Annotated in this window: 21 protein-coding genes and 1 pseudogene; 15 read left to right on the top strand and 7 right to left on the bottom strand. The window is 66.0% G+C overall.

Annotated features, from left to right (window positions below):
* Nucleotides 1–9: 9 nt before the first annotated feature.
* The 3 genes from thrS to pgsA are packed head-to-tail and all read left to right on the top strand — an operon-like array spanning nt 10 to nt 3246.
* Nucleotides 10–2022, top strand: coding sequence for a threonine--tRNA ligase (gene thrS / locus LOC60_RS06020; protein WP_230023492.1), 2013 nt, complete (start codon nt 10–12; stop codon nt 2020–2022).
* Between the two features lie 15 nt (nt 2023–2037).
* Nucleotides 2038–2622 (top strand): HIT family protein, encoded by a 585-nt coding sequence (locus LOC60_RS06025; protein ID WP_230023494.1) that lies wholly within the window; start codon nt 2038–2040, stop codon nt 2620–2622.
* A gap of 3 nt (nt 2623–2625) precedes the next feature.
* Nucleotides 2626–3246 (top strand): phosphatidylinositol phosphate synthase, encoded by a 621-nt coding sequence (pgsA, locus tag LOC60_RS06030; RefSeq protein ID WP_230023497.1) that lies wholly within the window; start codon nt 2626–2628, stop codon nt 3244–3246.
* Nucleotides 3247–3309: 63 nt separating this feature from the next.
* Here pgsA and LOC60_RS06035 read toward each other — a convergent pair whose 3' ends face one another.
* Nucleotides 3310–5334, bottom strand: coding sequence for a M3 family metallopeptidase (locus LOC60_RS06035; RefSeq protein WP_230023498.1), 2025 nt, complete (start codon nt 5332–5334; stop codon nt 3310–3312).
* A gap of 117 nt (nt 5335–5451) precedes the next feature.
* On the opposite strand from LOC60_RS06035, the gene LOC60_RS06040 reads away from it, so the two are divergent.
* A complete protein-coding gene (locus tag LOC60_RS06040) occupies nt 5452–6765 on the top strand; it encodes a CapA family protein (protein WP_331460782.1) in 1314 nt (437 codons plus the stop codon).
* Between the two features lie 362 nt (nt 6766–7127).
* Here the strand turns inward: LOC60_RS06040 and LOC60_RS16390 are convergent.
* A pseudogene (locus tag LOC60_RS16390) lies at nt 7128–7364 on the bottom strand (class I SAM-dependent methyltransferase); the annotation flags it as partial.
* A 6-nt stretch (nt 7365–7370) separates the two neighbouring features.
* Nucleotides 7371–7535 carry a hypothetical protein gene (locus tag LOC60_RS06045; RefSeq protein WP_230023501.1) on the bottom strand — a complete coding sequence of 55 codons (165 nt, stop codon included), beginning with the start codon at nt 7533–7535 and terminating at the stop codon, nt 7371–7373.
* A gap of 282 nt (nt 7536–7817) precedes the next feature.
* Between LOC60_RS06045 and LOC60_RS06050 the strand changes: the two genes are divergently transcribed.
* From LOC60_RS06050 to LOC60_RS06060, 3 genes are all read left to right on the top strand, one after another.
* Complete coding sequence (locus LOC60_RS06050) at nt 7818–9362, top strand: HNH endonuclease (RefSeq protein ID WP_230023503.1); 1545 nt, start codon at nt 7818–7820, stop codon at nt 9360–9362.
* A gap of 116 nt (nt 9363–9478) precedes the next feature.
* Complete coding sequence (locus tag LOC60_RS06055; protein WP_230023505.1) at nt 9479–9793, top strand: hypothetical protein; 315 nt, start codon at nt 9479–9481, stop codon at nt 9791–9793.
* 51 nt (nt 9794–9844) lie between these two features.
* Nucleotides 9845–10960: a hypothetical protein gene (locus tag LOC60_RS06060; protein WP_230023507.1), complete on the top strand. Its 1116-nt coding sequence runs from the start codon at nt 9845–9847 to the stop codon at nt 10958–10960.
* On the opposite strand, the gene LOC60_RS06065 is transcribed toward LOC60_RS06060, so the two are convergent.
* Together LOC60_RS06065 and LOC60_RS06070 are read right to left on the bottom strand one after the other, a co-directional pair.
* Nucleotides 10957–11703: a type 1 glutamine amidotransferase gene (locus LOC60_RS06065; RefSeq protein WP_230023509.1), complete on the bottom strand. Its 747-nt coding sequence runs from the start codon at nt 11701–11703 to the stop codon at nt 10957–10959. The genes LOC60_RS06060 and LOC60_RS06065 overlap by 4 nt on opposite strands.
* On the bottom strand, nt 11700–12971 hold the full coding sequence (locus LOC60_RS06070) for a Mur ligase family protein (RefSeq protein WP_230023512.1): 1272 nt from the start codon (nt 12969–12971) through the stop codon (nt 11700–11702). Before LOC60_RS06070 ends, LOC60_RS06065 begins: the two co-directional genes overlap by 4 nt.
* A 277-nt stretch (nt 12972–13248) precedes the next feature.
* Between LOC60_RS06070 and LOC60_RS06075 the strand changes: the two genes are divergently transcribed.
* The 8 genes from LOC60_RS06075 (at nt 13249) to LOC60_RS06110 (ending at nt 22388) form a co-directional block, all read left to right on the top strand.
* Nucleotides 13249–14007 (top strand): YebC/PmpR family DNA-binding transcriptional regulator, encoded by a 759-nt coding sequence (locus LOC60_RS06075; RefSeq protein WP_230023514.1) that lies wholly within the window; start codon nt 13249–13251, stop codon nt 14005–14007.
* A gap of 11 nt (nt 14008–14018) precedes the next feature.
* On the top strand, nt 14019–14615 hold the full coding sequence (ruvC, locus tag LOC60_RS06080; protein ID WP_230023516.1) for a crossover junction endodeoxyribonuclease RuvC: 597 nt from the start codon (nt 14019–14021) through the stop codon (nt 14613–14615).
* Nucleotides 14616–14691: 76 nt separating this feature from the next.
* A complete protein-coding gene (gene ruvA, locus LOC60_RS06085; protein WP_230023518.1) occupies nt 14692–15318 on the top strand; it encodes a Holliday junction branch migration protein RuvA in 627 nt (208 codons plus the stop codon).
* Between the two features lies 1 nt (nt 15319).
* Nucleotides 15320–16411, top strand: a complete 1092-nt coding sequence (gene ruvB, locus LOC60_RS06090) for a Holliday junction branch migration DNA helicase RuvB (RefSeq protein ID WP_230023520.1) — start codon at nt 15320–15322, stop codon at nt 16409–16411.
* 101 nt (nt 16412–16512) lie between these two features.
* Nucleotides 16513–16932, top strand: coding sequence for a preprotein translocase subunit YajC (locus LOC60_RS06095; RefSeq protein WP_331460783.1), 420 nt, complete (start codon nt 16513–16515; stop codon nt 16930–16932).
* A 94-nt stretch (nt 16933–17026) separates the two neighbouring features.
* Complete coding sequence (gene secD, locus LOC60_RS06100; RefSeq protein WP_230023522.1) at nt 17027–18754, top strand: protein translocase subunit SecD; 1728 nt, start codon at nt 17027–17029, stop codon at nt 18752–18754.
* Nucleotides 18754–19770, top strand: a complete 1017-nt coding sequence (gene secF / locus LOC60_RS06105; RefSeq protein ID WP_230023524.1) for a protein translocase subunit SecF — start codon at nt 18754–18756, stop codon at nt 19768–19770. The genes secD and secF overlap by 1 nt, the downstream gene beginning before the upstream one ends.
* Before the next feature lie 230 nt (nt 19771–20000).
* Complete coding sequence (locus tag LOC60_RS06110) at nt 20001–22388, top strand: RelA/SpoT family protein (RefSeq protein ID WP_442860388.1); 2388 nt, start codon at nt 20001–20003, stop codon at nt 22386–22388.
* Nucleotides 22389–22408: 20 nt separating this feature from the next.
* Here LOC60_RS06110 and LOC60_RS06115 read toward each other — a convergent pair whose 3' ends face one another.
* A complete protein-coding gene (locus LOC60_RS06115) occupies nt 22409–23026 on the bottom strand; it encodes a type IV toxin-antitoxin system AbiEi family antitoxin (RefSeq protein WP_230023525.1) in 618 nt (205 codons plus the stop codon).
* Between the two features lie 100 nt (nt 23027–23126).
* Entirely contained in the window at nt 23127–24557 is a 1431-nt protein-coding gene (locus LOC60_RS06120; protein WP_230023527.1) for a DUF349 domain-containing protein, read from the bottom strand.
* Between the last annotated feature and the right edge of the window lie 14 nt (nt 24558–24571).

A 24571-nucleotide genomic window follows, 5' to 3' on the forward strand; every position in this document is an offset into this window, starting at 1 on the left:
GAGACAACCGTGTCAGTGCCAGAGAAGTTCACCCTCATCGTCGACGGCGAAGAGACCACGGTGGATACTGGCACCACTGGTGCACAGCTCTTCTTCGACCGCCGCGACGTCGTCGTGATGCGCGTCCACTCCGTCCTCAAGGACCTGGATACGCCGCTGGAGCAGGGCGACATCGTGGAGTCCGTCACCATTGAGTCCGAAGACGGACTGAATGTCCTGCGCCACTCCACCGCCCACGTCATGGCCCAGGCCGTGCAGCAGCTGCGTCCGGACGCCAAGCTGGGCATCGGCCCGTACATCAAGGACGGCTTCTATTTCGACTTCGACGTCGCCGAGCCGTTCACGCCGGAGGATTTGAAGACCCTCGAGAAGATGATGCAGAAGATCATCAACTCGAACCAGAAATTCGCCCGCCGCGTGGTCAGCGAAGACGAAGCCCGCGAAGCCATGAAGAACGAGCCGTACAAGCTTGAACTGCTGGGCAAGAAGGACGGCGCCGAGGAAGCCGGCGAGGGCGCAAGCATCGAGGTCGGCGCCGGCGAGATCACCATTTACGATAATGTGGACCGCAAGTCCGGCGACGTCGTCTGGTGCGATCTGTGCCGCGGCCCGCACCTGCCCAACACCAAGCTGATCTCCAACGCCTTTGCCCTGACCCGCTCAGCCGCCGCCTACTGGCTCGGCAACCAGAAGAACCAGCAGCTGCAGCGCATCTACGGCACCGCCTGGCCCACCAAGGACGCGCTGAAGGCCTACCAGGAACGCCTGGCCGAGGCCGAGCGCCGCGACCACCGCAAGCTGGGCACCGAACTGGACCTGTTCTCCTTCCCAGACGAGCTGGGCTCGGGCCTGCCGGTGTTCCACCCCAAGGGCGGCATCATCCGCAAGGCCATGGAGGACTACTCCCGCCAGCGCCACACAGAGGCCGGCTACGAGTTCGTCTACACCCCGCACATCACCAAGGGCCACCTGTACGAGGTCTCCGGCCACCTGGACTGGTACCGCGACGGAATGTTCCCTCCCATGCACGTGGACGAGGTCACCGATCCGGAGACCGGCGAGGTCACCAAGCCCGGCCAGGATTACTACCTGAAGCCGATGAACTGCCCCATGCACAACCTGATCTTCCGCTCCCGCGGACGGTCCTACCGCGAACTGCCGCTGCGGCTGTTCGAATTCGGTTCCGTGTACCGCTACGAGAAGTCCGGCGTGATCCACGGCCTGACGCGCGTGCGGGGCATGACCCAGGACGACGCCCACATCTACTGCACCCGCGAGCAGATGAAGGACGAGCTGACCACCACGCTGAAGTTCGTGCTGGACCTGCTCAAGGACTACGGGCTGGATGACTTCTACCTGGAACTGTCCACCAAGGACCCGGAGAAGTACGTCGGTTCCGACGAAGTGTGGGACGAAGCCACCCGCACCCTCGCCGAGGTTGCCGAAGCCTCCGGGCTGGACCTGGTCCCCGATCCGGGCGGAGCAGCCTTCTACGGCCCGAAGATCTCTGTCCAGGCCCGCGACGCCATCGGCCGCACCTGGCAGATGTCCACCATCCAGCTGGACTTCAACCTGCCCGAGCGCTTTGAGCTCGAGTACCAGGCCGCCGACGGCACCCGCCAGCGCCCGGTCATGATCCACCGTGCCCTGTTCGGTTCCGTGGAACGCTTTATGGCCGTGCTCACCGAGCACTACGCCGGCGCGTTCCCGGCCTGGCTGGCACCGGTGCAGGTGGTCGGCATCCCCGTGGCCGAAGCGTTCAACGACTACATGTTCGACGTCGTCGACAAGCTCAAGGCCCACGGCATCCGCGCGCAGGTGGACACCGGCACCGACCGCTTCCCGAAGAAGATCCGCACCGCGTCCAAGGACAAGATCCCGTTTGTCCTGATCGCCGGCGGTGACGACGCCGAGGCAGGCGCCGTCTCCTTCCGCTTCCGCGACGGCAGCCAGGACAACGGGGTACCCGTTGAAGAGGCCGTCAAGCGGATTGTCGAAGCCGTCCGCAACCGGGACAAGTAGGGCGGCGGGGACGCTATGGGAGAACAGCCTGACGACGCCGCGGTGACGGACACGTTTGAACTCGCCGGCGTCCCCGACGCATTCCAGCGGCTCTGGACTCCGCACCGGCTGGCCTACATCAAGGGCGGACAGAAGCAGGTTTCCTCCAAGGAGACCTGCCCGTTCTGCGCCGCGCCGGAGCGGTCGGACGAGGAATCGCTGATTGTCCACCGCGGGAAGCATGCCTTCGTCATTCTGAACCTCTTTCCGTACAACGCCGGCCACCTGCTGGTCTGCCCGTACCGGCATGTGCCGGATTACACGGACATCGACCCGGAGGAGACGGCGGAAATTGCGGCCCTGACCCAGACCGCCATGCGCGTGCTGCGGAAGGTGTCCAGCCCCACCGGTTTCAACCTGGGCATGAACCAGGGCGAAACCGGCGGGGCCGGGATTGCCGCCCACCTGCACCAGCACATCGTGCCCCGGTGGGGCGGCGACGGAAACTTCCTGCCGATCATTGCGCAGACCAAGGCCATCACCCAGACCTTGGGCGAGGTGCGCCGGCAGGTGGCTGACGCCTGGCCGCAAGAGGGCTCCGGCCCGGACAGCGAGGACTGACACGTGCTCAACAAATACGCACGGGGATTCTTCACTGCCGTTTTCACCCCGCTGGCCACCTGGCTGCTCCGCCGCGGGGTAACCCCGGACATGGTTACCATTGCCGGCACGCTCGGTGTGATGATCGGGGGACTGGTCTTTTATCCCCTGGGTGAGCTGTTCTGGGGAACCATCTTCATCACCGTCTTCATCTTCTCCGACGTGGTGGACGGAATCATGGCCCGGCAGCAGCGGCGCACCGGCAGCTGGGGCGGGTTCCTGGACTCGACCCTGGACCGCTTCGCCGACGGCGCTCTCTTTGCCGGCGTCGCCATCTGGTTCTTCACCGGCGGCGGCAATGATGCGATCGGCATCGCAGCCGTCCTCTGCCTGGTCGTGGGCATGCTGGTGTCCTACATCCGGGCCAAGGCGGAGTCGCTGGGCTTCAACGCGAACGTCGGTATTGCCGAGCGGGCCGAGCGGCTCGTCTCCCTGCTGGTCGCCACCGGCCTGGTGGGGCTGGGCGTACCGGAGGTCCTGCTGCTGGTGGTCCTCATCCTGCTGACCCTGGCCAGCTGCGTGACCATCGGGCAGCGGATGTACAGCGTCCGGAAGCAGGCCAGGCAGGGAAACCCGGCAACGTAGAAGGTAGCAAAAAGGCGGGAACCGGATCACCGGTTCCCGCCTTTTTCTCTGCCCGCCTGCCTGCTAGGCTAGGCCGCGCCGGTCCAGCAGCGGCTGGATCTGCGCATCGCGGCCGCGGAAGTTCCGGAACGCCTGCAGCGGGTCGATGCTGTTGCCGCGGGACAGCAGCTCCGTGCGGAAACGGTTCCCGTTCTCCCGGGTCAGGCCGCCGTTCTCCCGGAACCACTCGACCGTGTCGGCGTCGAGCACTTCGCTCCAGATGTACGCGTAGTAGGAGGCAGCGTAACCGCCGGCAAAGATGTGCTTGAAGTAGCCGGTCCGGTAGCGCGGCGGAACCAGGTCCAGGTCGACGCCGGCCGCTGCCAAGGCCGCGGCCTCGAAGGCTTCCGGATCCTCCACCGTTTCGCCCGGGGCGAGTTCGTGCCAGGCCAGGTCCAGCAGGGCGGCGCCCAGGTACTCGGTGGTGGAGAACCCTTCGCCCCAGACGGCCGCCGCATTCACCTTGTCGATGACGTCCTGCGGCAGCGGCTCCCCGGTGACGTGGTGCTTCGCGAAGTTGCTGACCACCTCCGGCCACAGCATCCACATCTCGTTGACCTGCGACGGGTATTCCACGAAGTCGCGCGGTACGGCGGTGCCGGAGAACTGCGGATAGGTGACGTCCGAGAACAGTCCATGCAGCGCATGGCCGAATTCGTGGAACGCCGTAACCACCTCGCCGAAGCTCAGCAGCGTGGGCTCGCCGGCTGCGGGCCTGGAAATGTTCAGGTTGTTGATGACCACGGGCTGGGCGTCCAGCAGCCGGGACTGGTGGACCACGGAATTCATCCAGGCGCCGCCGTTCTTGGTGTCCCGGGTGTAGTAGTCGCCCAGGAACAGGCCCAGCCCGGTGCCGTCGTCGTCCTTGACCTCCCAGACCCGGACATCCGGGTGGTAGCCCGCGAGGTCAGTCCGTTCGGTGAAGGTCAGCCCGTAGAGGCGGTTGGCGGCGTAGAAGACCCCGTCAGTGAGAACGCGCTCCAGCTCGAAGTACGGGCGTAGGGCGGAGGAGTCGACGTCGAATTTCTCCCGCCGGACCTGCTCGGAGTAGTACGCCCAGTCCCAGGCGGCCAGATCGTGTCCGTCCCGGCGGGCCGCTTCGCGCAGTTCTTCGGCTTCGGCCTTGGCATTGCGGACGGCTGCAGGGGCGAGCTTGTCCAGCATTGCGTGGATCGCGTCCAGGGACGGTGCGGTCTGGTCATCGGTGCCGTACTCGGCATGGCTGGTGAAACCGAGCAGTGCAGCCTTCTCGGCCCGCAGCGCGGCCATTTCCGCGGCGAGGGCAAGCGTGTTCCCGTCATTGTTCCGGAAACCGCGGTTCCGGGCGGCTTCGTGCAGCCGGCGGCGGGTTTCCCGGTTCGTCAGCGACGCCAGGGCTGGCTGCGGGGTAGGCAGCACGAGGGACAGCAGGTACTTGCCGTCATGGCCGGCGTCCGTTGCGGCGGTGGCTGCCGCCGCGACGTCGTCGTCGGCCAGGCCGTCCAGCTCGGCGGCGTCCTCCACCACCAGGGCGGAATCGTTGGTGTCCTTCAGCAGGCGCTGGGAGAACTGCGTGCCCAGTTCCGACAGGCGCGTGTTCAGTTCGCGCATGCGGGCCTGGCCGGCGTCGTCCAGCTGCGCGCCGGCGCGGATGAACCGGCGGCGGTACTCGGACACGAGACGGACCTGCTCATCATCGAGGCCGGCGGTTTCTGCCGCGATGGCCTCCACCCGGTCAAAGAGCTGCCGGTTCAGGTAAACGGCATCCTCATGGGCGGCGAGCCGTGGCCCGACCTCCTGCTGGATCCGCTGCACGCCGTCGGTGGCGTGCGCGGCGCAGAGAGTGAAGAAGACGACGGCGGTGCGTCCCAGCTCCTGGCCCGAGGACTCCAGAGCCGCGATGGTGTTCTCGAAGTCAGGGGCCTGGGGGTTCGCCGCAATGCGGTCAATCTCTTCGGCGTGGCCGGAAATCCCGGAGTCAAAGGCGGGCAGGAAAACGTCTTCGTTGATCTGCTCGAACGGGGGCAGCTGGTACGGCAGGCTACTCGGGTAAAGGAAAGGGTTGTCCATAAAGCCCAAGAGTGGCACAGCGGAGCATCCCGCTCCAACCCGGCGCTGCAGTAGGATCGGTCCGATTCCCCGTCGCCCGCAGCCCGCAGGCCTGGGGTGACAAGCCTGGGGGAGTTCATGAAACGCAACCTTGACGTTCATACTGCGGGGTTTCGCGGGGCGGGGCTGCGCCGCTGGCGGGGGCTGCGCCGCCTGCGGGGGCTGGCAGCGGTGCTGGTGGCGGCCCTGCTGATCGGCGGGTGCATGGCGGACCGCGGAGACGGACCGGAGGGCGGCGAGGATCGGGACGCCGGTGGGCCGTCGTCGTCATTACCGTCAGGGTCGATACCGTCCGCCGAGTCGCCGTCCGCGTCTGCCGGCAGCCCCGGTAAAGGGCCTGCCTGCCCCACGGAGAACTGCTTTACCCTGATGCTCGCCGGAGACCTGCTGGTCCATCCGCAGCTGTGGGAGCAGGCTGCGGCGGATGCGGCTGCCACCGGGAAAGGACCGCTGGACTTCGAGCCGCTGCTGGCCGGGCAGCGTACGTACATTTCCGTCTCGGACCTGGCCGTGTGCCACATGGAAACCCCGGTGGCCGAACCGGACGGACCGTATGCGGGGTACCCGATGTTCAACGTGCCTCCCCAGATCCTCACGGCGGCGGACGCCGTCGGCTACTCCGGCTGCACGACCGCCAGCAACCACACCATTGATGCCGGCACGGAAGGGCTGAACCGGACGCTGGGCGTGCTGGATTCCCTTGGGCTGGCGCACACCGGGTCGTACGCCGCGGAGGCCGGTGCCGGCGCACCCATGTTCCTGTCCGCTCCGGCCGGGGACCTCGCCGTCGTCGAGGCAACCTACGGCCTGAACGGGCTGGTTGCCGAGTACCCGTGGCAGGTGGATCTGCTCGACGCCCCGGCGATGATCGCCAAGGCGAAGGCAGCCCGTGCGGAGGGGGCCGACGTCGTCGTCGCGGCCATCCATGCCGGTGAGGAATACGCGTCGGTGCCCAATGCCCAGCAGATCGAAACGGCGCACGCGCTGGCCGACAGCGGCGAGTTCGACTTCATTTACGGCCACCACACGCATTCGATCCTGCCGATCGAGAACTACAACGGCACGTGGATTGTGTACGGGCTTGGCAATGCCGTGACGGAGCTTTCGCCCTGGTACGACGTCAACAATGAAGGCCTGATTGTCCGGGCACAGTTTGCCCGCGACGACGCCGGGGCCTGGACAGTGAGCGACCTCGCCTGGGCATCGTCGGTGATTGTGCGGGATCCGTACCGGTGGTGTTCCGTTGCCGGGGACCTGCCGCAGGGGGAGTGCGCGCCGCCGGCCCAGCAGGCGGCCGTGCGGGCGCGGACCATACCGGTGGTGGAGTCCCTGGGAGCGGCCGACGCCGGGGCGCATGAGTGGCTGGTGACGCAGGACGGCGGGGGCGGGTAGCGGCGGGGGCGTGGTGGGGTTGCGGGGTGTCGGGGTGTTGCGTGGGTGTCGCTAGGCCGGGTTGGTGAGCACGATCCACTCCGGCGAATCCTGCGCACCGGACTTCCATCCCAGTTCCCCCAGCACTGATCGACCGTAAATCCTGCGGCTTCCAACCCTGCGGTTACCGTGTCCCAGGCGGGGAAGCGCAGTGTCTCGGTCGTCGTCCAGGTTCCGGATCCGTTGGTCCAGGTATCCGTGTGCGTGACCAGGTCGTCCCTGCGCTGGACGGTCTGGCTGACTGTTCCTCCACTGGTGGTATGCGTGCCCTGCCACCGGCGCCAGGCTTCAACGGCCGGGTTGCGTACTTCGAAGGCCAGCCGACCTCCGGGCCTCAGCGCGCGTCCGGCCTGAGTGAGCACTGCTGCCCATGAAGCATCATCGAGGAAATACTGGGCAACGTGGCCGGTCATCAGAACCAGATCGGCCCAGGCCGCCGGAAGGTGTTCGGCGGTTCCCCGGATCCAGGACACGGCGTCGGCGTGTGGCTGGGACGCAGCGAGCGACACCATGGTTTCTTCCGGTTCGACACCGGTCACCTCATACCCTTGCCCGGCCAACAGGCTTCAGAGCAGACCTGTTCCCGATCCGATGTCCGCAACGCGGCGGGCTCCCAGCGTTGCGGCCAGGGACAGGTAGAACGGTAGGTCCTGCCGGGCTTTGGTATCGACGTCGTAAGCGGCTGCAAGTTCAGGGACGGCGTAGTAGTTCCCGGGGTTCGATGCAGTCATGCGGCTCGTTTCATTCGGAGTTGCCTCTTCATTCGCGGGACCGGAGGACTTCGGTTTGGGTACGTGCCCGAACGCTAGCACGCGGCGAACCGGGTGCCGACGGCTGGGTCGACTGCACGCCTCCAACGAGCACCCGGGATCGGCCGATGCCGGCAGGAACCTACCCAGCCCTTTCAAGTGTTTCCGCAGGTCAGGGTGGGGGTACTCGGAACGATGGGTAGTTTTCCACAAGGACGAAAAATCCTATTGCGGGCTTGGTTTTGAGCCCATAGCATCGAACACATGTTCGAATCAAATCGGGACTATCCACCACCTGTCGATGGTGTTGAGCTCTGCTTCAGTACGGCCCCTGGACGCCGCGGTGGCAGCAGCGGGCCGGCATCCGTGCCAGCGCTGTCCGCCCGTGAGTGCCCTGGTCCGGAAACTCCCGACGAGGCGCATTGCGGCAATGAATCCTCATCCTCGCCGGTCACCACGTGGATTGCAGAACTGTCGTCCGCGCGGGTCCTGGAGGCGATCGCCTCCGATACGGACGCGGGACTGATAAACCGGCTGCGCGAACTGGAAGAACTCAAGGCTGCTGCTTCAGCTGCCCAGGTCCGGGTTGCCGCCGCTTTCGATTCTTCCGTACGTGCAGCACATGCCCGTTCCGGGGTTCCCCTGGAGCAGCAGGGGAGAGGCATTGCAGCTCAAATCGCCCTCGCCCGACGTGAATCGCCTGCACGGGGCGGGCGGATTCTTGGCTTTTCCAAGGCATTGGCACATGAAATGCCGTGCACGCTCCGGGCGCTGTCCGAGGGCAGACTCAGCGAATGGCGGGCAACGCTGCTGGTCCGCGAGACGGCATGCCTGTCGGTATCCGACCGTCGTCTGGTGGACCGCGAGGTAGCCGGAGACCCTGCAGGGCTCGAGGGCTTGGGGGACGGACGCCTGATTGGCCGGATCCGGAAAATAACCTACCGGATCGATCAGGAGGCGCTGGTCCGCCGGGCCTCCAAGGCCCAGGCGGACCGTTATGTTTCCTGTCGGCCTGCCCCGGACACCATGACCTACCTGACCGGCCTATTGCCGGTGGCCCAGGGTGTTGCCGTATTTGCCGCCCTTAGCCGTGAAGCAGATTCCCTCCGGGCACATGGCGATGCACGCGGCCGGGGCCAAATCATGGCGGACACGCTGGTTGAAAGAATCACCGGCCTTACCCAAGCTGACCGTGTGCCGCTGGAGGTCCAACTTGTTATGACCGACCGTGCGCTTCTTGCGGGCTCGGATGAGCCGGCCTACCTCCAGGGATACGGTGTGGTACCGGCCATGTGGGCACGCGACGCGGTGCGAAAAACGGGAAGCCGCAAGGCCGGAGGGTTCACCGCCGAGAGCGTCAGCCCCGGCGGTGGAGGGACAGGAAAGGACCGGTCGCACAAAGCCGGACACGAAGAACCGACCGGCCGGTGCGGAGTATCTGCAGCGCCGGACCTCTGGCTCCGGCGCCTTTATACGGCCCCGACCTCAGGTGAACTCATCGGCCTGGACTCCAAGGCGCGGTTTGTCCCTGAATCGTTGGCGAGGTTCATCTCCGTGAGGGATCAAACCTGCCGGACACCGTGGTGCAACGCCCCAATACGGCACCGCGACCACATCCGTCCGCACCGTATCGGCGGCAGGACAAACGTCGAAAACCTGCAGGGCCTGTGCGAAGCCTGCAACCAGGCCAAGGAAGCACCAGGCTGGCGGGCAAGGAGTGTTGGAAGTCCGGGCCGGCACACGGTCGAAATCACCACGCCCACTGGATATACCTACCAATCCACGGCGCCACCGCTGCCGGGCACCTGATCGTTTGAGCCGCAGCGCAAAATCGCGGGTGTGCGCATTGATGCTGCCGTAGACGGCGTGCATACTCAGATTTCAAGCAGATGCAGGACGAGCCCCGACCGAACCCTAGGAGTGACATGTCTGGTGCAACACTGGCGAAGTCCGCGATGCGGTTCGGCACGCGGTTCGGTATCGCAGCGGTCGTCCTCCTCGTCCTGGGTCCGTTCATCAACAGGAACTTCGGTATAGGAGACGGTCTGAACTACCTGCACCTTCCCGCGCTCTGGGAAGAAGCACCCGTCGCTGTGCTGGTATCGCTGATCTATCTGCTTCTCCTGGTTACGTCCATGTTGCTCTCCGCCATGCTCATCACGACCTCCCTGGTCATTCGTCACAGCGAAGCAAGTGGACAGGCAACGATGAACAAGGACTCAACCTCCACCGGGTTCTGACCGGTACAACCACTTGTGCCCGTAACCGCCCTGCCCGCTTACGATGCCCCGGTGGAAACTTCGTTGAAGAAGTACGATGCCTACGTTCCCCGGACGCCGCCGCCAGCTGCGGACGACCCTGTTGTGCAGTGGCTGCTGCAAGGCGATCCAGCCATCCGCTGGCAGGTTTTACGTGACATTCTCGACGCCCAGTTGGATCAGGTGGTGGCTGAGCAGGCGCGGGTGGAGCACGAAGGGTGGGGCGCTGGACTGCTCGCGCTGCGGGCACCCGACGGACATTGGGCAAACGGGGCATGCTTCCCGGATACCGCCGCGTTCGCCGAGCGTACCGCGCAGGCCCTGGCTGCCGGCGAGCCACCGCCGCCGTTCCCGTCACCAGCCGCTGAACCAGACGCGGAACCGGCCGAGGGGCCAGTTGGGCAGCCCGGTGGGGAACCCGGGCAACCATGGACCGCCACCTACCCGGTGCTGCTCGACCTGTGCCACTTGGGCATACCGCCGGACAGTGCGGTGATGCGGGAAACGGCCCGGCTTGTCGCCCACAATTGCCGGTGGGAGTACAACGGGTTGCCGTTCTTCGCCGGGGAAGTCGACTGCTGCATCAACGCCGGCACTATCCTGATCGGCACCTACCTGGGCATCGACGTCGACCCGGTGGTGCAGCGGCTCGTGGCCGACCAGCTGCCTGACGGTGGCTGGAACTGCTGGGCCGAGACGCCTTCGGCGCCGGGATCTTTCGCCAGCACTCTTGACGTGGTTGACGCGTTACTGAGGTGGGAGCGGCACACCGGTGGATCCGACGAGGTCCGCCGGGCCCGCCATGCCGGCGAGGAGTATCTGCTTCGCCGTACCCTGTTCCGTTCATTGCGCACCGGCGGGGTGGTGAACCCACAATGGCTTCAGTTCTCCTACCCTCCACGCTGGCACTATGACCTGCTCAAGGCGGCGAGCTACTTCGCCCTGCGCGGCGGCCCGGCCGATCCGCGGCTGGTTGAGGCGATCGAACAAGTCCGTGCCAGGCGTCAGCCGGACGGACGCTGGCTGCTGGAGAACACCCACCCCGGAGCGGTCCACTTACGATTCGAAGAACCCGATGGAACGCCGAGCCGGTGGAACACCCTCAGGGCACTGCGGGTCCTGCGCTGGTACGACGCAGCAAGTCCCTAGCGGGGCCGCTGCCCGGCGTGCTGGCGCGCCATCTCCGAAAGCTTCGACAGATCCGCCAGGTCCTGCTCCGAACGGGGAACAGGAGAGAAGCTTCCAAACTTACGTTCGGCAGCCTTCTCGATCAGGAAGTCGGCAATCGCCGGGTTCTTCGGAAGGAGGGAGCCGTGCAGGTAACTGGCAACCACGTTCTTGTAGCGGGCGCCCTCGGTGCTGTCCTTGGTGTTGTTGCCTTCACCCTTGCGGATCTCGGCCAGCGGCTTCACGCCCGGGCCAAGGAACGTCTGTCCGCTGTGGTTCTCATAGCCGTGGATCTCGCCGAACTCTTCGCTAACGGAATGCACATTGCCGATCAGCCGCACGTCGCCGCCGTGGGTCTCCATGTCCAGGATGCCGATGCCCGGAATGAGCGCGCCCTCGTGCGTCTTAAAGAACCGTCCGAACAACTGGTACAGACCGCAGATCACCAGCATCGGCAGGCCGTCCTCGGCAAGCCCCTGCAGGGTGGGAGCCAGCTGCTGGAGATCCTGCTGGATCACCACCTGTCCGCTGTCCTGGCCGCCGCCGCCGACTATGATGTCGACGTCGGTCGGGAACACGTCCCCGGCGTTGTACTCCTCGACGACGGGCGTGTAGCCGTACCACTTCAGGCGCTGCTTGAGCACCAGCACGTTGCCCCAGTCGCCGTAAATGTTCATTTCCCGCGGATACAGCTGCAGGATCTTGATTGTGCGGTCCTCGGTCATGAGACCACCTCTACCTTCGTGATCTTGGAGAGTTCCCGGCGTACGGCCAGCATGGCCGTGTACGTGCAGAAGATCCGCATGGGAACCCCGGGGGAGTCCTTGATGAAACGCTTCAGTCCGTCCGTGATGTCCGGTTCGATGGTGCGCACCGGCACGTCGTCGTACTTCAGCCGCAGGGCCATGTCGTAGGCGCGGACGCCGCTGACGACGTCGACGCCGCCCTCGGCCAGGGACTCGAAGTCCACGTCCCACAGCCAGGACATGTCCCGGCCGTCGGCGTAGTTGTCATTGATGGCGATCATGGTCGAATAGCCGTGGGCGGCAAAGGACTTCAGGCCCAGACGGAAGCCGCTGGGATTCTTCACCAGCACCAGCTCCAGCGGCTGGCCGTTGACGGTCAGGGACTCGCCGCGGCCGAAGGCAGGCTCCACGTTGGCCAGCGCCTCGAACAGGGCATCGGAATCCAGGTCATCGCCCTTGATGGTGCGGGCGAAGGCCAGGGCTGCAGCGGCATTGAAGATGTTGTAGACGCCGCGCAGCTTCAGCCCGGAGGTGCGGACCTGTCCGTCGATCAGGAAGTCCGCGTCCGCCTCACTGACGCGTTCCAGGACGACGTCGGCCTGCTGGGTGGCTGCCAGGGCCTCGGCGAGGCTGCCGCGCATCTCGTCGTCGTTGGGGAAGGTGCTGCGCAGCGAGGCGTCGAGCCCGAAGTACACGGCGCGCTGGCCGTTCAGGGACTCGGCAATACCCGCAACGCGGGGGTCTTCACGGTTCAGGACCACCGTCTCCGTGGTGGCCCGGGCAATGGTTTCGAGCAGGCGCGTGGTCTTGTCGATCTCGCCGAACCGGTCCAGCTGGTCACGCAGGACATTCAGCAGCAGGCTGTAGCGCGGCCGGATCAGTTTCACGAAGTGCACGGCGTGCGCCTCGTCCAGCTCCAGGACGGCGATGTCCGCGTCCAGGTGCCCGCGCAGGTTCACTTCGCCCAGCAGCGCCGCGGCAACACCGCGGGTGAAGTTGCTGCCCGTGCGGTTGGTGAAAACCTTCAGCCCCTGGCTCTCGAGCAGCTCCACCACCATCTTGGTAGTGGTGGTCTTGCCGTTGGTTCCGGAGACGACGGCGACGCCGAGCGGCAGGTCCGCGAGGGTGCGGCGGATGAAATCGGGGTCGATCTTCTCCACCACCAGGCCCGGCAGGGCGGAGCCGCCGCCACGCAGTTTGGAGGCACTGCGGACCAGTTTTCCGACCAGGATGGAGAAAGAACTCATGGTTACTGAATATAGCGCACACCCTTGATCCGGCGCCGATGCCGGGACGTGAGGCTGCACGCATCAGGGCAGGTCAGCGGCGTGACGGGCCTGCGGATTCGGCCCCGACCAGGGCACAGGAAGCGTTTCCGGCCCCGGAAACGGATTCGGTCGCTAGAATTGTGGCAGTGCGTTCGGGAAGCTTAGCTGGTCTCCCTGTTCGGGCCGGGTCTCCCGGAGTCCTGGACGGGCGGCAAGCAGCCGGACTTTTTTATCGATCAGAGGAGAAGCGTAGAGCATGTCGGGCCACTCTAAATGGGCAACCACCAAGCACAAGAAGGCCGTAATTGATGCCAAGCGCGCCAAGTCCTTCGCCAAGCTGATCAAGAACATCGAAGTTGCAGCACGCGCCGGCGGGGCCGACATGGCAGGCAACCCGGCCCTGGAACTGGCCGTGTCAAAGGCCAAGAAGACCTCGGTCCCCATCGACAACATCAACCGTGCGGTCAAGCGCGGCGCCGGCCTGCTCGGTGAAGCCGTCGATTACCAGACCATCATGTACGAGGGCTACGGACCCCAGGGTTCCGCGCTGCTGATCGAGTGCCTTACGGACAACAAGAACCGTGCCGCCTCCGAGGTCCGCCTCGCGGTCACCCGCAACGGCGGCAACATGGGCGACCCCGGTTCCGTGGCCTACATGTTCACCCGCAAGGGCGTAGTGAACCTGCCCAAGAACGGCCTTACCGAAGACGACCTGCTGATGGCAGTCCTCGACGCCGGTGCGGACGAAGTAAAGGAATCCGGCGAGAACTTCGAGATCATCTCCGAGCCGCAGGATCTGCGCGCCGTCGTCGGCGCACTGGAAGAGGCGAGCATCGAGTACGAGACCGATGAAGCCGAATTCCTACCGTCCATGCACGTGGAACTGGACGCGGACGCTGCCCGCAAGTTCCTCAAGCTCGTGGACGCGCTTGAAGACCTCGACGACGTACAGAATGTCTACTCCAACGCTGATATCCCGGCCGCCGTTATGGCCGAGCTTGAAGAAGACGACTAAGCGCCGCCTCCGTGTCCTTACGCGTCCTGGGGGTGGACCCCGGCCTGACCCGCTGCGGCCTTGGAGTAGTTGAGGTCGAGGGAAACCGCCGGGCCACCCTCGTGGCCGTCGGAGTTGTCGGCACCGTCGCCGGAACCGCGCTTGACGCGCGGCTGCTGGTCATTTCCGAAGCCATCGACCTGTGGCTGGACACGCACCGGCCCGATGTCCTGGCCGTGGAACGGGTGTTCAGCCAGCTCAATGTCAGCACCGTCATGGGCACCGCCCAGGCATCCGGCGTCGTGATTGCCGCCGCCGCCCGGCGCGGCATCCCGGTGGCCCTGCACACCCCCACCGAGGTCAAGGCAGCGGTCACCGGCTCCGGCTCGGCCAATAAGGACGCCGTGGGCAAGATGGTGACCAAGATCCTGCGGCTGGACGAAATGCCCAAGCCGGCGGACGCCGCCGACGCCCTGGCCCTCGCGATCACGCATGCCTGGCGGCGCGGCGTCGCCGGTCCCGGACCCACTGCCGGCTCTGCGTCGCGGGGTACGGCGCCGGCGACCGGGCTGACCCCGGCCCAGCGGCTCTGGGCCGAAGCGGAAGCCCGGGCAAAACGCGGACGCTAGCGGCCAGCGGGGGAATGCGGGCACCAGCAAGTAGGGTATTCGTAGATATGTTCTATACAGCCTCTGGAGTTCCTTCATGATCAGTTCCCTCCGCGGGGTCGTTTCGCACGTGGGCCTTTCCTCCGCCGTCATCGATGTCCACGGACTCGGGATGCTTGTCCAGGCCACGCCCCAGACGCTGGCTTCGCTGCGCACGGGAAGTGAAGCGTTCGTCCACACCGCCATGATCGTCCGCGAGGACTCCATGACCCTGTACGGTTTCAGCGACGCGGACCAGCGGGAAGTCTTCGAAATCCTCCTCGGCGTCAGCGGCGTGGGTCCGCGGATTGCCCTTGCAGTACTGGCCGTGCACACGCCGGAAGCCATCCGCGTGGCAGCGTCCAGCGGGGACGACAAGGCCTTCAGCAAGGTTTCCGGCATCGGCCCCAAGGGAGCGCGCCGCATTGTCCTCGAACTGGCGGACAAGCTTGTGCCGCACGGCACCGTGGAAAACCCGGCCGCACCCCGCTGGCAGGAACAGGTCCTGGCGGCAATGACCGGTCTCGGCTGGTCCGAAAAGGACGCCACTGCCGCCATCGACGACACTGCAGCCGAGCATCCCGATGTCGCGGCCGCGGGCAACGTCGGCGAAATCCTGAAACTGACGCTGCGCCGCCTCGGCACCGACGGCGCCCGGGCCTCCTCGCGCCGAAAGGCCGGCTGAGGTGTCCGCCGACTCCCTGGTTGCTCCGGGGCACGATCCGGACGACAAGGCCATTGAAGCCGCCCTGCGGCCCAAGAACCTGGACGACTTCGTGGGGCAGAAGCGTGTCCGGGAACAGCTTTCGCTGGTGCTCGAAGCATCCAGGCTGCGCGGCCGGAGCGCGGACCATGTGCTGCTGTCCGGTCCTCCCGGCCTGGGCAAGACCACCCTGTCCATGATCATTGCCGCGGAGATGAACGCGCCGCTGCGGATCAGCTCCGGACCGGCCATCCAGCACGCCGGCGACCTCGCAGCCATCCTGTCCTCCCTGACCGAGGGCGAGGTGCTGTTCCTGGACGAAATCCACCGCATGTCCCGGCCGGCCGAGGAAATGCTCTACATGGCCATGGAGGATTTCCGCGTCGACATCATTGTCGGCAAGGGAGCCGGCGCCACCGCCATCCCGCTGGACCTGCCGCCGTTCACCCTGGTGGGGGCCACCACCCGCGCCGGGCTGCTGCCCGGACCGCTGCGGGACCGTTTCGGCTTCACCGGCCACCTGGAGTTCTACTCGACGGACGAACTGGAACTGGTGCTGCGCCGCTCGGCCATGCTGATGGACATGAAGGTCAACTCCGCAGGCTTTGCCGAGGTTGCCGGACGCTCGCGCGGCACCCCTCGAATCGCCAACCGGCTGCTGCGCCGCGTACGCGACTGGGCCCTGGTGCACGGCATCGAGCAGATCGATGCCCGCTCGGCCGGGGCCGCCCTGGACATGTATGAAGTGGACGTCCTGGGCCTGGACCGGTTGGACCGCGCCGTGCTGACCGCACTGATCACAAAGTTCAACGGGGGACCGGTGGGCCTTTCCACCCTGGCAATCGCCGTCGGCGAGGAACCGGAGACCGTGGAGACGGTGGCCGAGCCCTACCTCGTCCGCGAAGGCCTGCTCGGCAGGACGCCGAGGGGCCGCATCGCCACCCGGGCCGCCTGGGAGCATCTGGGGCTCCAGATGCCCGAGAACGTGGCGGCAGCGATGCCGCAGAACATGTTTTCCGGGCCCGGCACAAACACCTCATCCGCCCCGGCCGAGGAGACCGTGCCGGAAACTTAACGGCTGGTTCCCACGTTTTCCGTTTAGACTGGCCCTTGGGCACGGTCCCGGCAGCACGCCCGGACGCCCAGTACTTCCCCAACAGAAACGGAACTTTCCACGTGAATATCGCTGATCTCTTTCTCCCTCTGCTGCTGGCGGCCTTCGTCATCCTGATGTTCCGCAAGCAGAAGAAGACGCAGCAGACGGTCACCCAGCAGCGGGCCCAGATGCTTCCGGGCACCGAGGTCATGACGCAGTTCGGGCTTTTCGGCCGGATTGTTTCCGTGGACCAGGAAGAAAACAAGGCCGTTCTGGAACTTTCGCCCGGGAACACGGCCACCGTGCACCTTCAGGCACTGACCAAGGTGGTCACCGTTCCCGCTGAAGAAGAAGCACCTGCCGACGACGCCGTCGTCCCCGACGATGCTTCCACCCTCACGCTCGGCAAGGACACCTCCGAGCGCCAGGACGCCGTTCAGGACGAGACACCTGAAGAAACACTCAAGCGCCTGAACCGCGACGACAAAAAAGAGAACTAGACTCTCCACGAGCCAAGCGGGGCATTGATGCCCCGCTTGCCGCCCGGAGACCATGACGGTCCCGGTGATCTTCGCCCTTAAGGAAAAATTCCCTATGCCCCGTACCGGCCCCGGCTCGGCCGCGAAAAAGACGCTCCTCTGGCTGGGCGTCATTTTTGCTGCCCTGGCCCTTCTGCTTGGCGGTGGTTCCATGTGGAGCAACGCCAGCTGGACCCCGAAACTCGCCCTCGACCTCGAGGGCGGCACCCAGATGATCCTTGCTCCCGAGGTGCAGGGTGGTGACTCCGAAATCACCACCGAACAGCTCGACCAGGCCGTGGAGATCATCCGCCAGCGCGTGGACGGCAGCGGTGTCTCCGAAGCGGAGATCAGCACGCAGTCCAACCGCAACGTCGTGGTGTCGCTGCCCGGTGTCCCCGATCCCGAGACCCGCGAACTGATCCAGGCTTCGGCGAACATGGAGTTCCGGCCGGTCCTGGCCGGCGGAGGGGGACAGGGCGCAGCAGTCACGGACCCCACCCCGGCAGAGCAGCTGCCCACCCCGTCGGCGGAACCCACCGATGCCTCTGACACCAACTGGATTTCCCCCGAGTTGCAGACAGAGTTCGAAACCACCGACTGCCTGAACCCGGACACCATTGCCAACGCGGAGCAGGCTCCTGCAGACCAGCCGATGGTTGCCTGCGAACCCGGCACCGCCGGCAAGTACATCCTGGGTCCGGTGGAAGTTCCCGGCGTTGACATCTCCACCGCCAGCTTCGGCATGGCACAGGGCAACAACGGCGTCTCCACCAACCAGTGGGCCGTGAACATCGAGTTCAACGGTGAAGGCACCGATAAATTCCGCGCCGTCACCGACCGGCTCTTCGCCTTCCCGGAGGGGGATCCCCGGAACCAGTTCGCCATTGTCCTGGACGGCCAGATCATCTCGGCGCCGACCGTCAACGCGGTCATCACCGACGGCAAGCCCCAGATCACCGGCAACTTCACGCAGGAGAGCTCCGAGGCCCTGTCCGAGCAGCTCAAGTACGGCGCACTGCCGATCAGCTTCGAGATCCAGAGCGAGCAGCAGGTCTCGGCAACCCTGGGCGCCGACCAGTTGAAGATGGGCATCATCGCCGGCCTGATCGGCCTGGCCCTGGTTGCCGTCTACTCGCTGTTCCAGTACCGCGCGCTGGGCCTGGTGACCATTGCCTCGCTCGTCGTCGCCGGTCTGCTGAGCTACCTGGCCATCGCCATCCTGGGCTGGAGCCACAACTACCGCCTCTCGCTGGCCGGCGTGGCCGGCCTGATTGTCGCCATCGGCCAGACCGCGGACTCGTTCATCGTCTACTTCGAACGCATCCGTGACGAACTCCGGGACGGCCGCGGACTGGTCTCCGCAGTGGACAACGGCTGGAAGCGCGCCAAGCGCACCGTCCTGGCGTCCAAGGCCGTCAACATCCTCGCCGCCGTCGTCCTGTACTTCGTGGCCGTGGGCAACGTGCGCGGCTTTGCGTTCACCCTGGGCCTCACCGCCATTGCGGACCTCATCGTGGTCTTTATGTTCACGCACCCCACCATGGTGCTTCTGGCCCGCACCAGGTTCTTCGGTGACGGCCACCGCTTCTCCGGCCTCGATCCGAGCAAGCTGGGCGCCGTACCGCTGTACCGCGGTGCCGGACGCCTGCGGAATCCCTCCGATGTTCCTGCTGCGCGCGGCAAGAACAAGGCGGCGGCCAAGGAAGCCGAACGACGGATGACCATCGCCGAACGGCGGCTTGCCGAAAAGCAGGATTCAATGGCCGGCAGCGGCCGCAGCTCCGAGAAGGACGGCGAGTAATGAGTAAGCTCCCCAGTTTCGCCGCATTCGGCAACGACCTTTACACCGGAAAGCGGTCCTACAACTTCGTTGGCAAGGCCAAGCTGTGGTTCCTCATCGCAGCGGCAGCCGTGGTGCTTTCGATCCTCATCCCGGTGGCCAAGGGCGGCTTCAACCTCGGCATAGAATTCCGCGGCGGCTCCGAATTCACCGTCTCCAACGTCAGCACTACCGACGTCAGCGGCGGCGAGGAGGCCGTGGCCGAGGTTGCGGGCACCGCAGACCCGAAGGTCACCAACATCGCCCCCGGCACCATGCGGATCCAGACGGAGAAGCTGAGCGATGACCAGACCATCGAGGTCAAGGAGTCACTGGCCAAGACGTACGGCGTCAGCCAGGACGAGGTCACTTCCACGTTCATCGGTCCCACCTGGGGCAGCGACGTCAGCCGGCAGGCGCTGGTGGGCCTCATCGTGTTCGTGGCACTGGCCGCGGTGCTGATGGCCGTCTACTTCCGGACCTGGAAGATGTCGGTAGCCGCCGTCGTCGGGCTGCTGGTGGTTATGGTCGTCACCGCAGGCGTCTACGCGCTGAGCGGTTTCGAAGTCACGCCGTCGGCCATCATCGGTTTCCTTACCGTGCTGAGCTACTCGCTCTATGACACGGTGGTGGTCTTCGACAAGGTCCGGGAAAACACGAAGGACCTGGACAAGCGGACCAAGCGGACCTTCGCGGAAGAAGTAAACCTGGCCGTGAACCAGACCCTCGTGCGGTCCATCAACACTTCCGTGGTGGCGGTCCTCCCGGTGGCCTCGATCCTGTTCATCGGAGCAATGCTGCTGGGCGCCGGCACCCTGAAGGACCTGTCCCTGGCACTGTTCGTGGGTATCATCCTGGGTACCGTTGCGACCATCTACATCGCGGCGCCTCTGTACGCGTGGCTGCGGCGCAACGAACCGGACATCCGCAAGCAGGCCAAGCGGGTGGCCGAGCGCCGGGCCAACGAAGCAAAGGGCTCCGTGGCAGTGGACGCCTAAGGGGAAAACCCTGATCCGCCTTCCGGTTCCGTACTCCCCGCCAAGGGAGTACGGAACCGGCGGTTTAGGTGCGGTGCGGTCAGGCTTAGACTGGTTGACAGGATCAGCACCGCACGCGGTGCGCCAAAAAGCGTATTTGAGAACCTGCTCGAAGCAGCACGGAAGAAAGGTCGTCAGTGGCCAACAGTGCATCGCCTGCCGATGAGGCAGGAAACAGCGGCACCCCGGGTATGACCCCGGGGCATGAGGGCACCGCAGCGGGCGAGGCTGCGGCACTGGATGCTGCCGCGGGCAAGACTGACGCACTGCTTCCGGTATCCGCCCCGGCCCAGGTGCCTGTCCCGGCGAGGGTAGGTAGCGGTGCCGGCCGTGCGCCGTCGACCGGCCGCCGTGCCTCCACCCGTGCCCGGCTCGCCCGCCTGGCCGGCCGCGGCAACCCCGGCTACTCGCCGATGCTCGAACCGCTGCTGCGCACGGTCCGGGTGAACAACCCCAAGGAAGACCTGGACCTGATCCAGCGTGCCTACGTGGTGGCCGAGCGCAGCCACGAGGGCCAGAAGCGCAAGAGCGGCGACCCGTACATTACGCACCCGGTGGCGGTGGCGACCATCCTCGCCGAGCTGGGCATGACCGGCACCACCCTGGCCGCGGCCCTGCTGCATGACACGGTGGAGGACACCACCTATACGCTGGACGAGCTGCGCCGGGAGTTCGGCCCCGAAGTGGCCATGCTCGTAGACGGAGTCACCAAGCTGGACAAGGTCACCTTCGGTGACGCAGCGCAGTCCGAAACCGTGCGCAAGATGGTCGTCGCCATGGCCAAGGACATCCGCGTGCTGGTCATCAAGCTGGCGGACCGGCTGCACAACGCCCGCACCTGGCGCTTCGTCTCGCCGGAATCCTCCGCCCGCAAGGCACGCGAAACACTCGAGATTTTCGCACCGCTGGCCCACCGGCTGGGCATGAACACCATCAAGTGGGAACTGGAGGACCTTTCCTTCGCCGCGCTGCACCCCAAGGTGTATGACGAGATTGTCCGGATGGTCGGCGACCGCACCCCGGAGCGGGAAAAGTACCTGGGCACCGTGCGGTCACAGATCGCGGATGACCTGCACGCGGTCAAGATCAAGGCCACCATCACCGGCCGGCCCAAGCACTATTACTCGATCTACCAGAAGATGATTGTCCGGGGCAAAGACTTCGACGACATCCATGACCTGATGGGCGTCCGCGTCCTGGTGGACTCCGTCCGTGACTGTTATGCCACCCTCGGCGCGCTGCATTCGCGCTGGAACCCCCTTCCCGGGCGGTTCAAGGACTACATCGCGATGCCGAAGTTCAACATGTACCAGTCACTTCACACCACGGTGATCGGCCCCGGCGGCAAGCCGGTGGAAATCCAGATCCGGACCCATGACATGCACCGCCGCGCCGAGTACGGTGTAGCCGCGCACTGGAAGTACAAGGACGGCAACAAGGGCCCCGAAGCCCCCGACGACATGGGCTGGCTGCGCAGCCTGGTGGACTGGCAGCAGGAAACCTCCGATCCGGACGAGTTCCTGGATTCGCTGCGGTTCGAGATCAACGCCCGCGAGGTGTTTGTCTTCACCCCCAAGGGCGAGGTCATGGCCCTGCCGGCCGGGTCGACGCCGGTGGACTTCGCCTACGCGGTCCACACCGAGGTGGGCCACCGGACCATTGGTGCACGCGTCAACGGGAAACTGGTGCCGCTCAACAGCGAGCTGCAGCACGGCGACTGGGTGGAGATCTTCACGTCCAAGGCGGAAGGCGCCGGCCCCAGCCAGGACTGGCAGGGCTTCGTCAAGAGCCCGCGCGCCCGGAACAAGATCCGGCAGTGGTTCACCAAGGAACGCCGCGAAGAGGCGATCGAAAAGGGCAAGGATCTGCTCACCCGCGGCATGCGCAAGCAGAACCTGCCGCTGCAGCGCCTGATGACGCACGACGCGCTGGTGGCGGTGGCCGAGGAGCTGCACCACCAGGACATCTCGGCGCTTTATGCGGCTGTAGGCGACGGGCATACCTCGGCCCAGAACGTCATTGAGCATCTGGTGAACCTGATGGGCGGCCACCAGGGCGCCGAAGAGGACCTGGCTGAAACGCCGGTGGCCACGGCCGCCCGCCGCCCCAAGTTCTCCGATTCCGGTGTCACGGTACGCGGCACCGGCGACGTGTGGGTCAAGCTGGCCCGCTGCTGCACCCCGGTTCCGCCGGACCCCATCATCGGCTTCGTGACGCGCGGCTCCGGCGTTTCGGTCCACCGCAGCGACTGCCGCAACGTGCAGGAACTGCGGGCCACTCCGGACCGCATCGTCCCGGTGGAATGGGCGCCCACCCAGTCCAGCGTGTTCCTGGTCGAAATCCAGGTGGAGGCACTGGACCGCAAGAGCCTGCTGTCGGACGTGACGCGGGTCCTCTCGGACAACCACGTGAACATCCTCTCCGCCAGCGTGAACACCTCCAGCGACCGTGTGGCCATGTCGAAGTTCGTGTTCGAGATGGGGGATCCGAAGTACCTGAACCACATCCTCAGCGCGGTCCGGAAGATCGACGGGGTGTTCGACGTCTACCGGACCACGGGGTCGCAGCGGCGGGTCTAGCGGCGGGTCAACCGGCGGGTCTAACCCGCAGGGGCGGCGGCTGCCGTGACGCGTTCCAGGGCCGCTGCCTTGCCCGGTACGCGGTTGCCTGCCTGCAGGGCGCGCCGCACGAGGTCCAGGCGGCAGTCCAGGGCCGGGTGCGCTGCCAGACGGCGCAGGGCCGGGACAGCGTCAGCGGTGGCCGCATAGAGGGCAACGTCGACGGCGGTCCGCAGCGGGGAGGTGACTGACACCGTCCCGACGTCAACGCGGTCGGCAGGACCGAGCAGGCCCTCATGGAGGACCGCGGTGCTGAAGGGCTGCAGGGCGCCCGTGCGGCTGCGCCGGTCCGCCAGGACATCGAGCCTGGACGGCCGCGGCGCGCAGCCATAGATCCAGGCAGCGCTCAACCTTCCCATGGTCAGCCGGCGCCGCAGCGGCGCAGGCAGCGCGGCAGACGCCGCGAGGGCCCGGACCACCGGATCCGGGCGGACATCCCAGCGCACGAAGGTTCCGGCGTACACCTGCCGGAGCAGTCCGTCCATCGCCATGGCCTGGAGTTCCCCGTGGCGGAAGATCTCTCCGGCCGTGAACAGCGCACCGCCCGTGGAGGTGACCTGCGGGAGGGCACCGGGGTAGGGGAACAGCTGCGCGGGCATGCACACCAGCATGTGCAGTGAAGCCGACAAAGTAAAAGCCCCGGCCGCCCGCTGTGGATAACGGGGGACCGGGGCTTTCGCCGCGCGGAAGGGACGGAGCCTAGGCGAAGTCCTGCGCGGACTTCCGCAGCATTTCCAGCCACTGCTGACGGGCTTCGAGGGCCTCGCGGGCCTCGGCGATCTTCCTGGCGTTGCCGGCCTTCTCAGCGTCGGCCAGGTCCTGCTCGAGGGACGCGATGGTCGCCTCCAGCTGGGACAGGGCAGAGTTGGTGCGCGCCTTGGTCTCGGGGTTGCTCCGCTGCCAGTGCTCGTCTTCGGCAGCCTTCACGGCTTCCTCGACCTTGCGGATACCGGCTTCCATGCGGCCCATGTCCGCCCTGGGTACCTTGCCGGCGTCTTCCCAGCGTTCCCGGATGGACTGCAGGGCCTTGCGGGCCGAGTTCAGGTCCGTGATCGGCAGGAGGGCCTGGGCTTCCCGGAGCAGCTGTTCCTTGACCACGAGGTTGGCGGCGAATTCCTCGTCAATAACCTCGTTGGCGGCCTGGCGGGCGGCGAAGAACTTATCCTGCGCTGCCCGGAAACGGGCCCACAGGGCGTCGTCGTCCTTGCGGCTGGCGCGCTTGGAGGCCTTCCACTCGTCCATGAGCTGCCGGTATTCGGCGGCGGTGTTGCCCCAGTCCGTGGACGTGGCGAGTTCCTCGGCACGCGCAATGAGTGCCTCCTTCGCAGCCTTGGCGGACGAATTTTCGCTGTCCAGCTGCGAGAAGTAGGCGCGGCGGTGGCGGTCGAAGACCGTCCGGGCGGAGCGGAACCGCTTCCACAGGCTGTCTTCGGTGCTGCGGCCGAGGCGCGGGCCGTTCTTCTGCGCGGTCTTCCACGCATCGAACAGTTCGTTCATCCGGTTGCTGCTGGTTTTCCACTGGATGGCGGCCGGGTCCTTGGCCGCGATTTCCTCCGCCTCGGCAACGATGGCTTCACGGGCGGCAAGCTCACGGGCCTTGGCTGCTTCAGCTTCGGCGCGCTCTGCGGCCTCGGCTTCCTGGAGCGAGGTTTCAAGGGCAGCGATACGGGCATCGAGGGCCTTGATATCGCCCACCATCTTGCGCTCGGCCACCTGCTGGGCCAGATGCTTCAGGGTCTTGTGGATGTCGGCGGCCGGAGCCTTGACCTGCATGCGCTGCTCAAGGAGCAGGAGCTGGCTGGCGACGTCGTCGTACTTGCGCACGAAGTAGGCCAGGGCTTCTTCCTTGGAGGCGTCGGGGAACTGGCCAACCGGGGATTCCTCGCCGTCCACGATCAGGAAGACATGGCCGTCCTCCTCAACGCGCGCAAAGCGGGCGGCTTCCTCCAGCGGGGTGGAGTGCGCTGCCGGAACAGCCACCACCGGCTGGGCCGGCGATCCCGCCCGCGGGCCTACAGCTGCGGGGGAAGGACGCCGCGCCGCGAGTGCTGCCGGGCTCGGAGTGGCAGGCCGGGAAGTTTCCGTAGGGATCCGGTCTGCTGTTTCGTCGGATTTCTGACTGTCTGTCACCGCTAAAAGTCTTT

Origin of the sequence: Arthrobacter sp. zg-Y769, assembly GCF_020907405.1 — a bacterium.
Taxonomy (GTDB): Bacteria; Actinomycetota; Actinomycetes; order Actinomycetales; family Micrococcaceae; genus Arthrobacter_B.

Coding starts and splice junctions, on each gene's coding strand:
- LOC60_RS06025 (WP_230023494.1), top strand. CDS start 2,038: ATGGGAGAACAGCCTGACGACGCCGCGGTGACGGACACGTTTGAACTC.
- LOC60_RS06035 (WP_230023498.1), bottom strand. CDS start 5,334: ATGGACAACCCTTTCCTTTACCCGAGTAGCCTGCCGTACCAGCTGCCC.
- LOC60_RS06040 (WP_331460782.1), top strand. CDS start 5,452: ATGAAACGCAACCTTGACGTTCATACTGCGGGGTTTCGCGGGGCGGGG.
- LOC60_RS06045 (WP_230023501.1), bottom strand. CDS start 7,535: ATGACTGCATCGAACCCCGGGAACTACTACGCCGTCCCTGAACTTGCA.
- LOC60_RS06050 (WP_230023503.1), top strand. CDS start 7,818: ATGTTCGAATCAAATCGGGACTATCCACCACCTGTCGATGGTGTTGAG.
- LOC60_RS06055 (WP_230023505.1), top strand. CDS start 9,479: ATGTCTGGTGCAACACTGGCGAAGTCCGCGATGCGGTTCGGCACGCGG.
- LOC60_RS06065 (WP_230023509.1), bottom strand. CDS start 11,703: ATGACCGAGGACCGCACAATCAAGATCCTGCAGCTGTATCCGCGGGAA.
- LOC60_RS06070 (WP_230023512.1), bottom strand. CDS start 12,971: ATGAGTTCTTTCTCCATCCTGGTCGGAAAACTGGTCCGCAGTGCCTCC.
- LOC60_RS06075 (WP_230023514.1), top strand. CDS start 13,249: ATGTCGGGCCACTCTAAATGGGCAACCACCAAGCACAAGAAGGCCGTA.
- ruvA (WP_230023518.1), top strand. CDS start 14,692: ATGATCAGTTCCCTCCGCGGGGTCGTTTCGCACGTGGGCCTTTCCTCC.
- secD (WP_230023522.1), top strand. CDS start 17,027: ATGCCCCGTACCGGCCCCGGCTCGGCCGCGAAAAAGACGCTCCTCTGG.
- secF (WP_230023524.1), top strand. CDS start 18,754: ATGAGTAAGCTCCCCAGTTTCGCCGCATTCGGCAACGACCTTTACACC.
- LOC60_RS06110 (WP_442860388.1), top strand. CDS start 20,001: ATGACCCCGGGGCATGAGGGCACCGCAGCGGGCGAGGCTGCGGCACTG.
- LOC60_RS06115 (WP_230023525.1), bottom strand. CDS start 23,026: ATGCCCGCGCAGCTGTTCCCCTACCCCGGTGCCCTCCCGCAGGTCACC.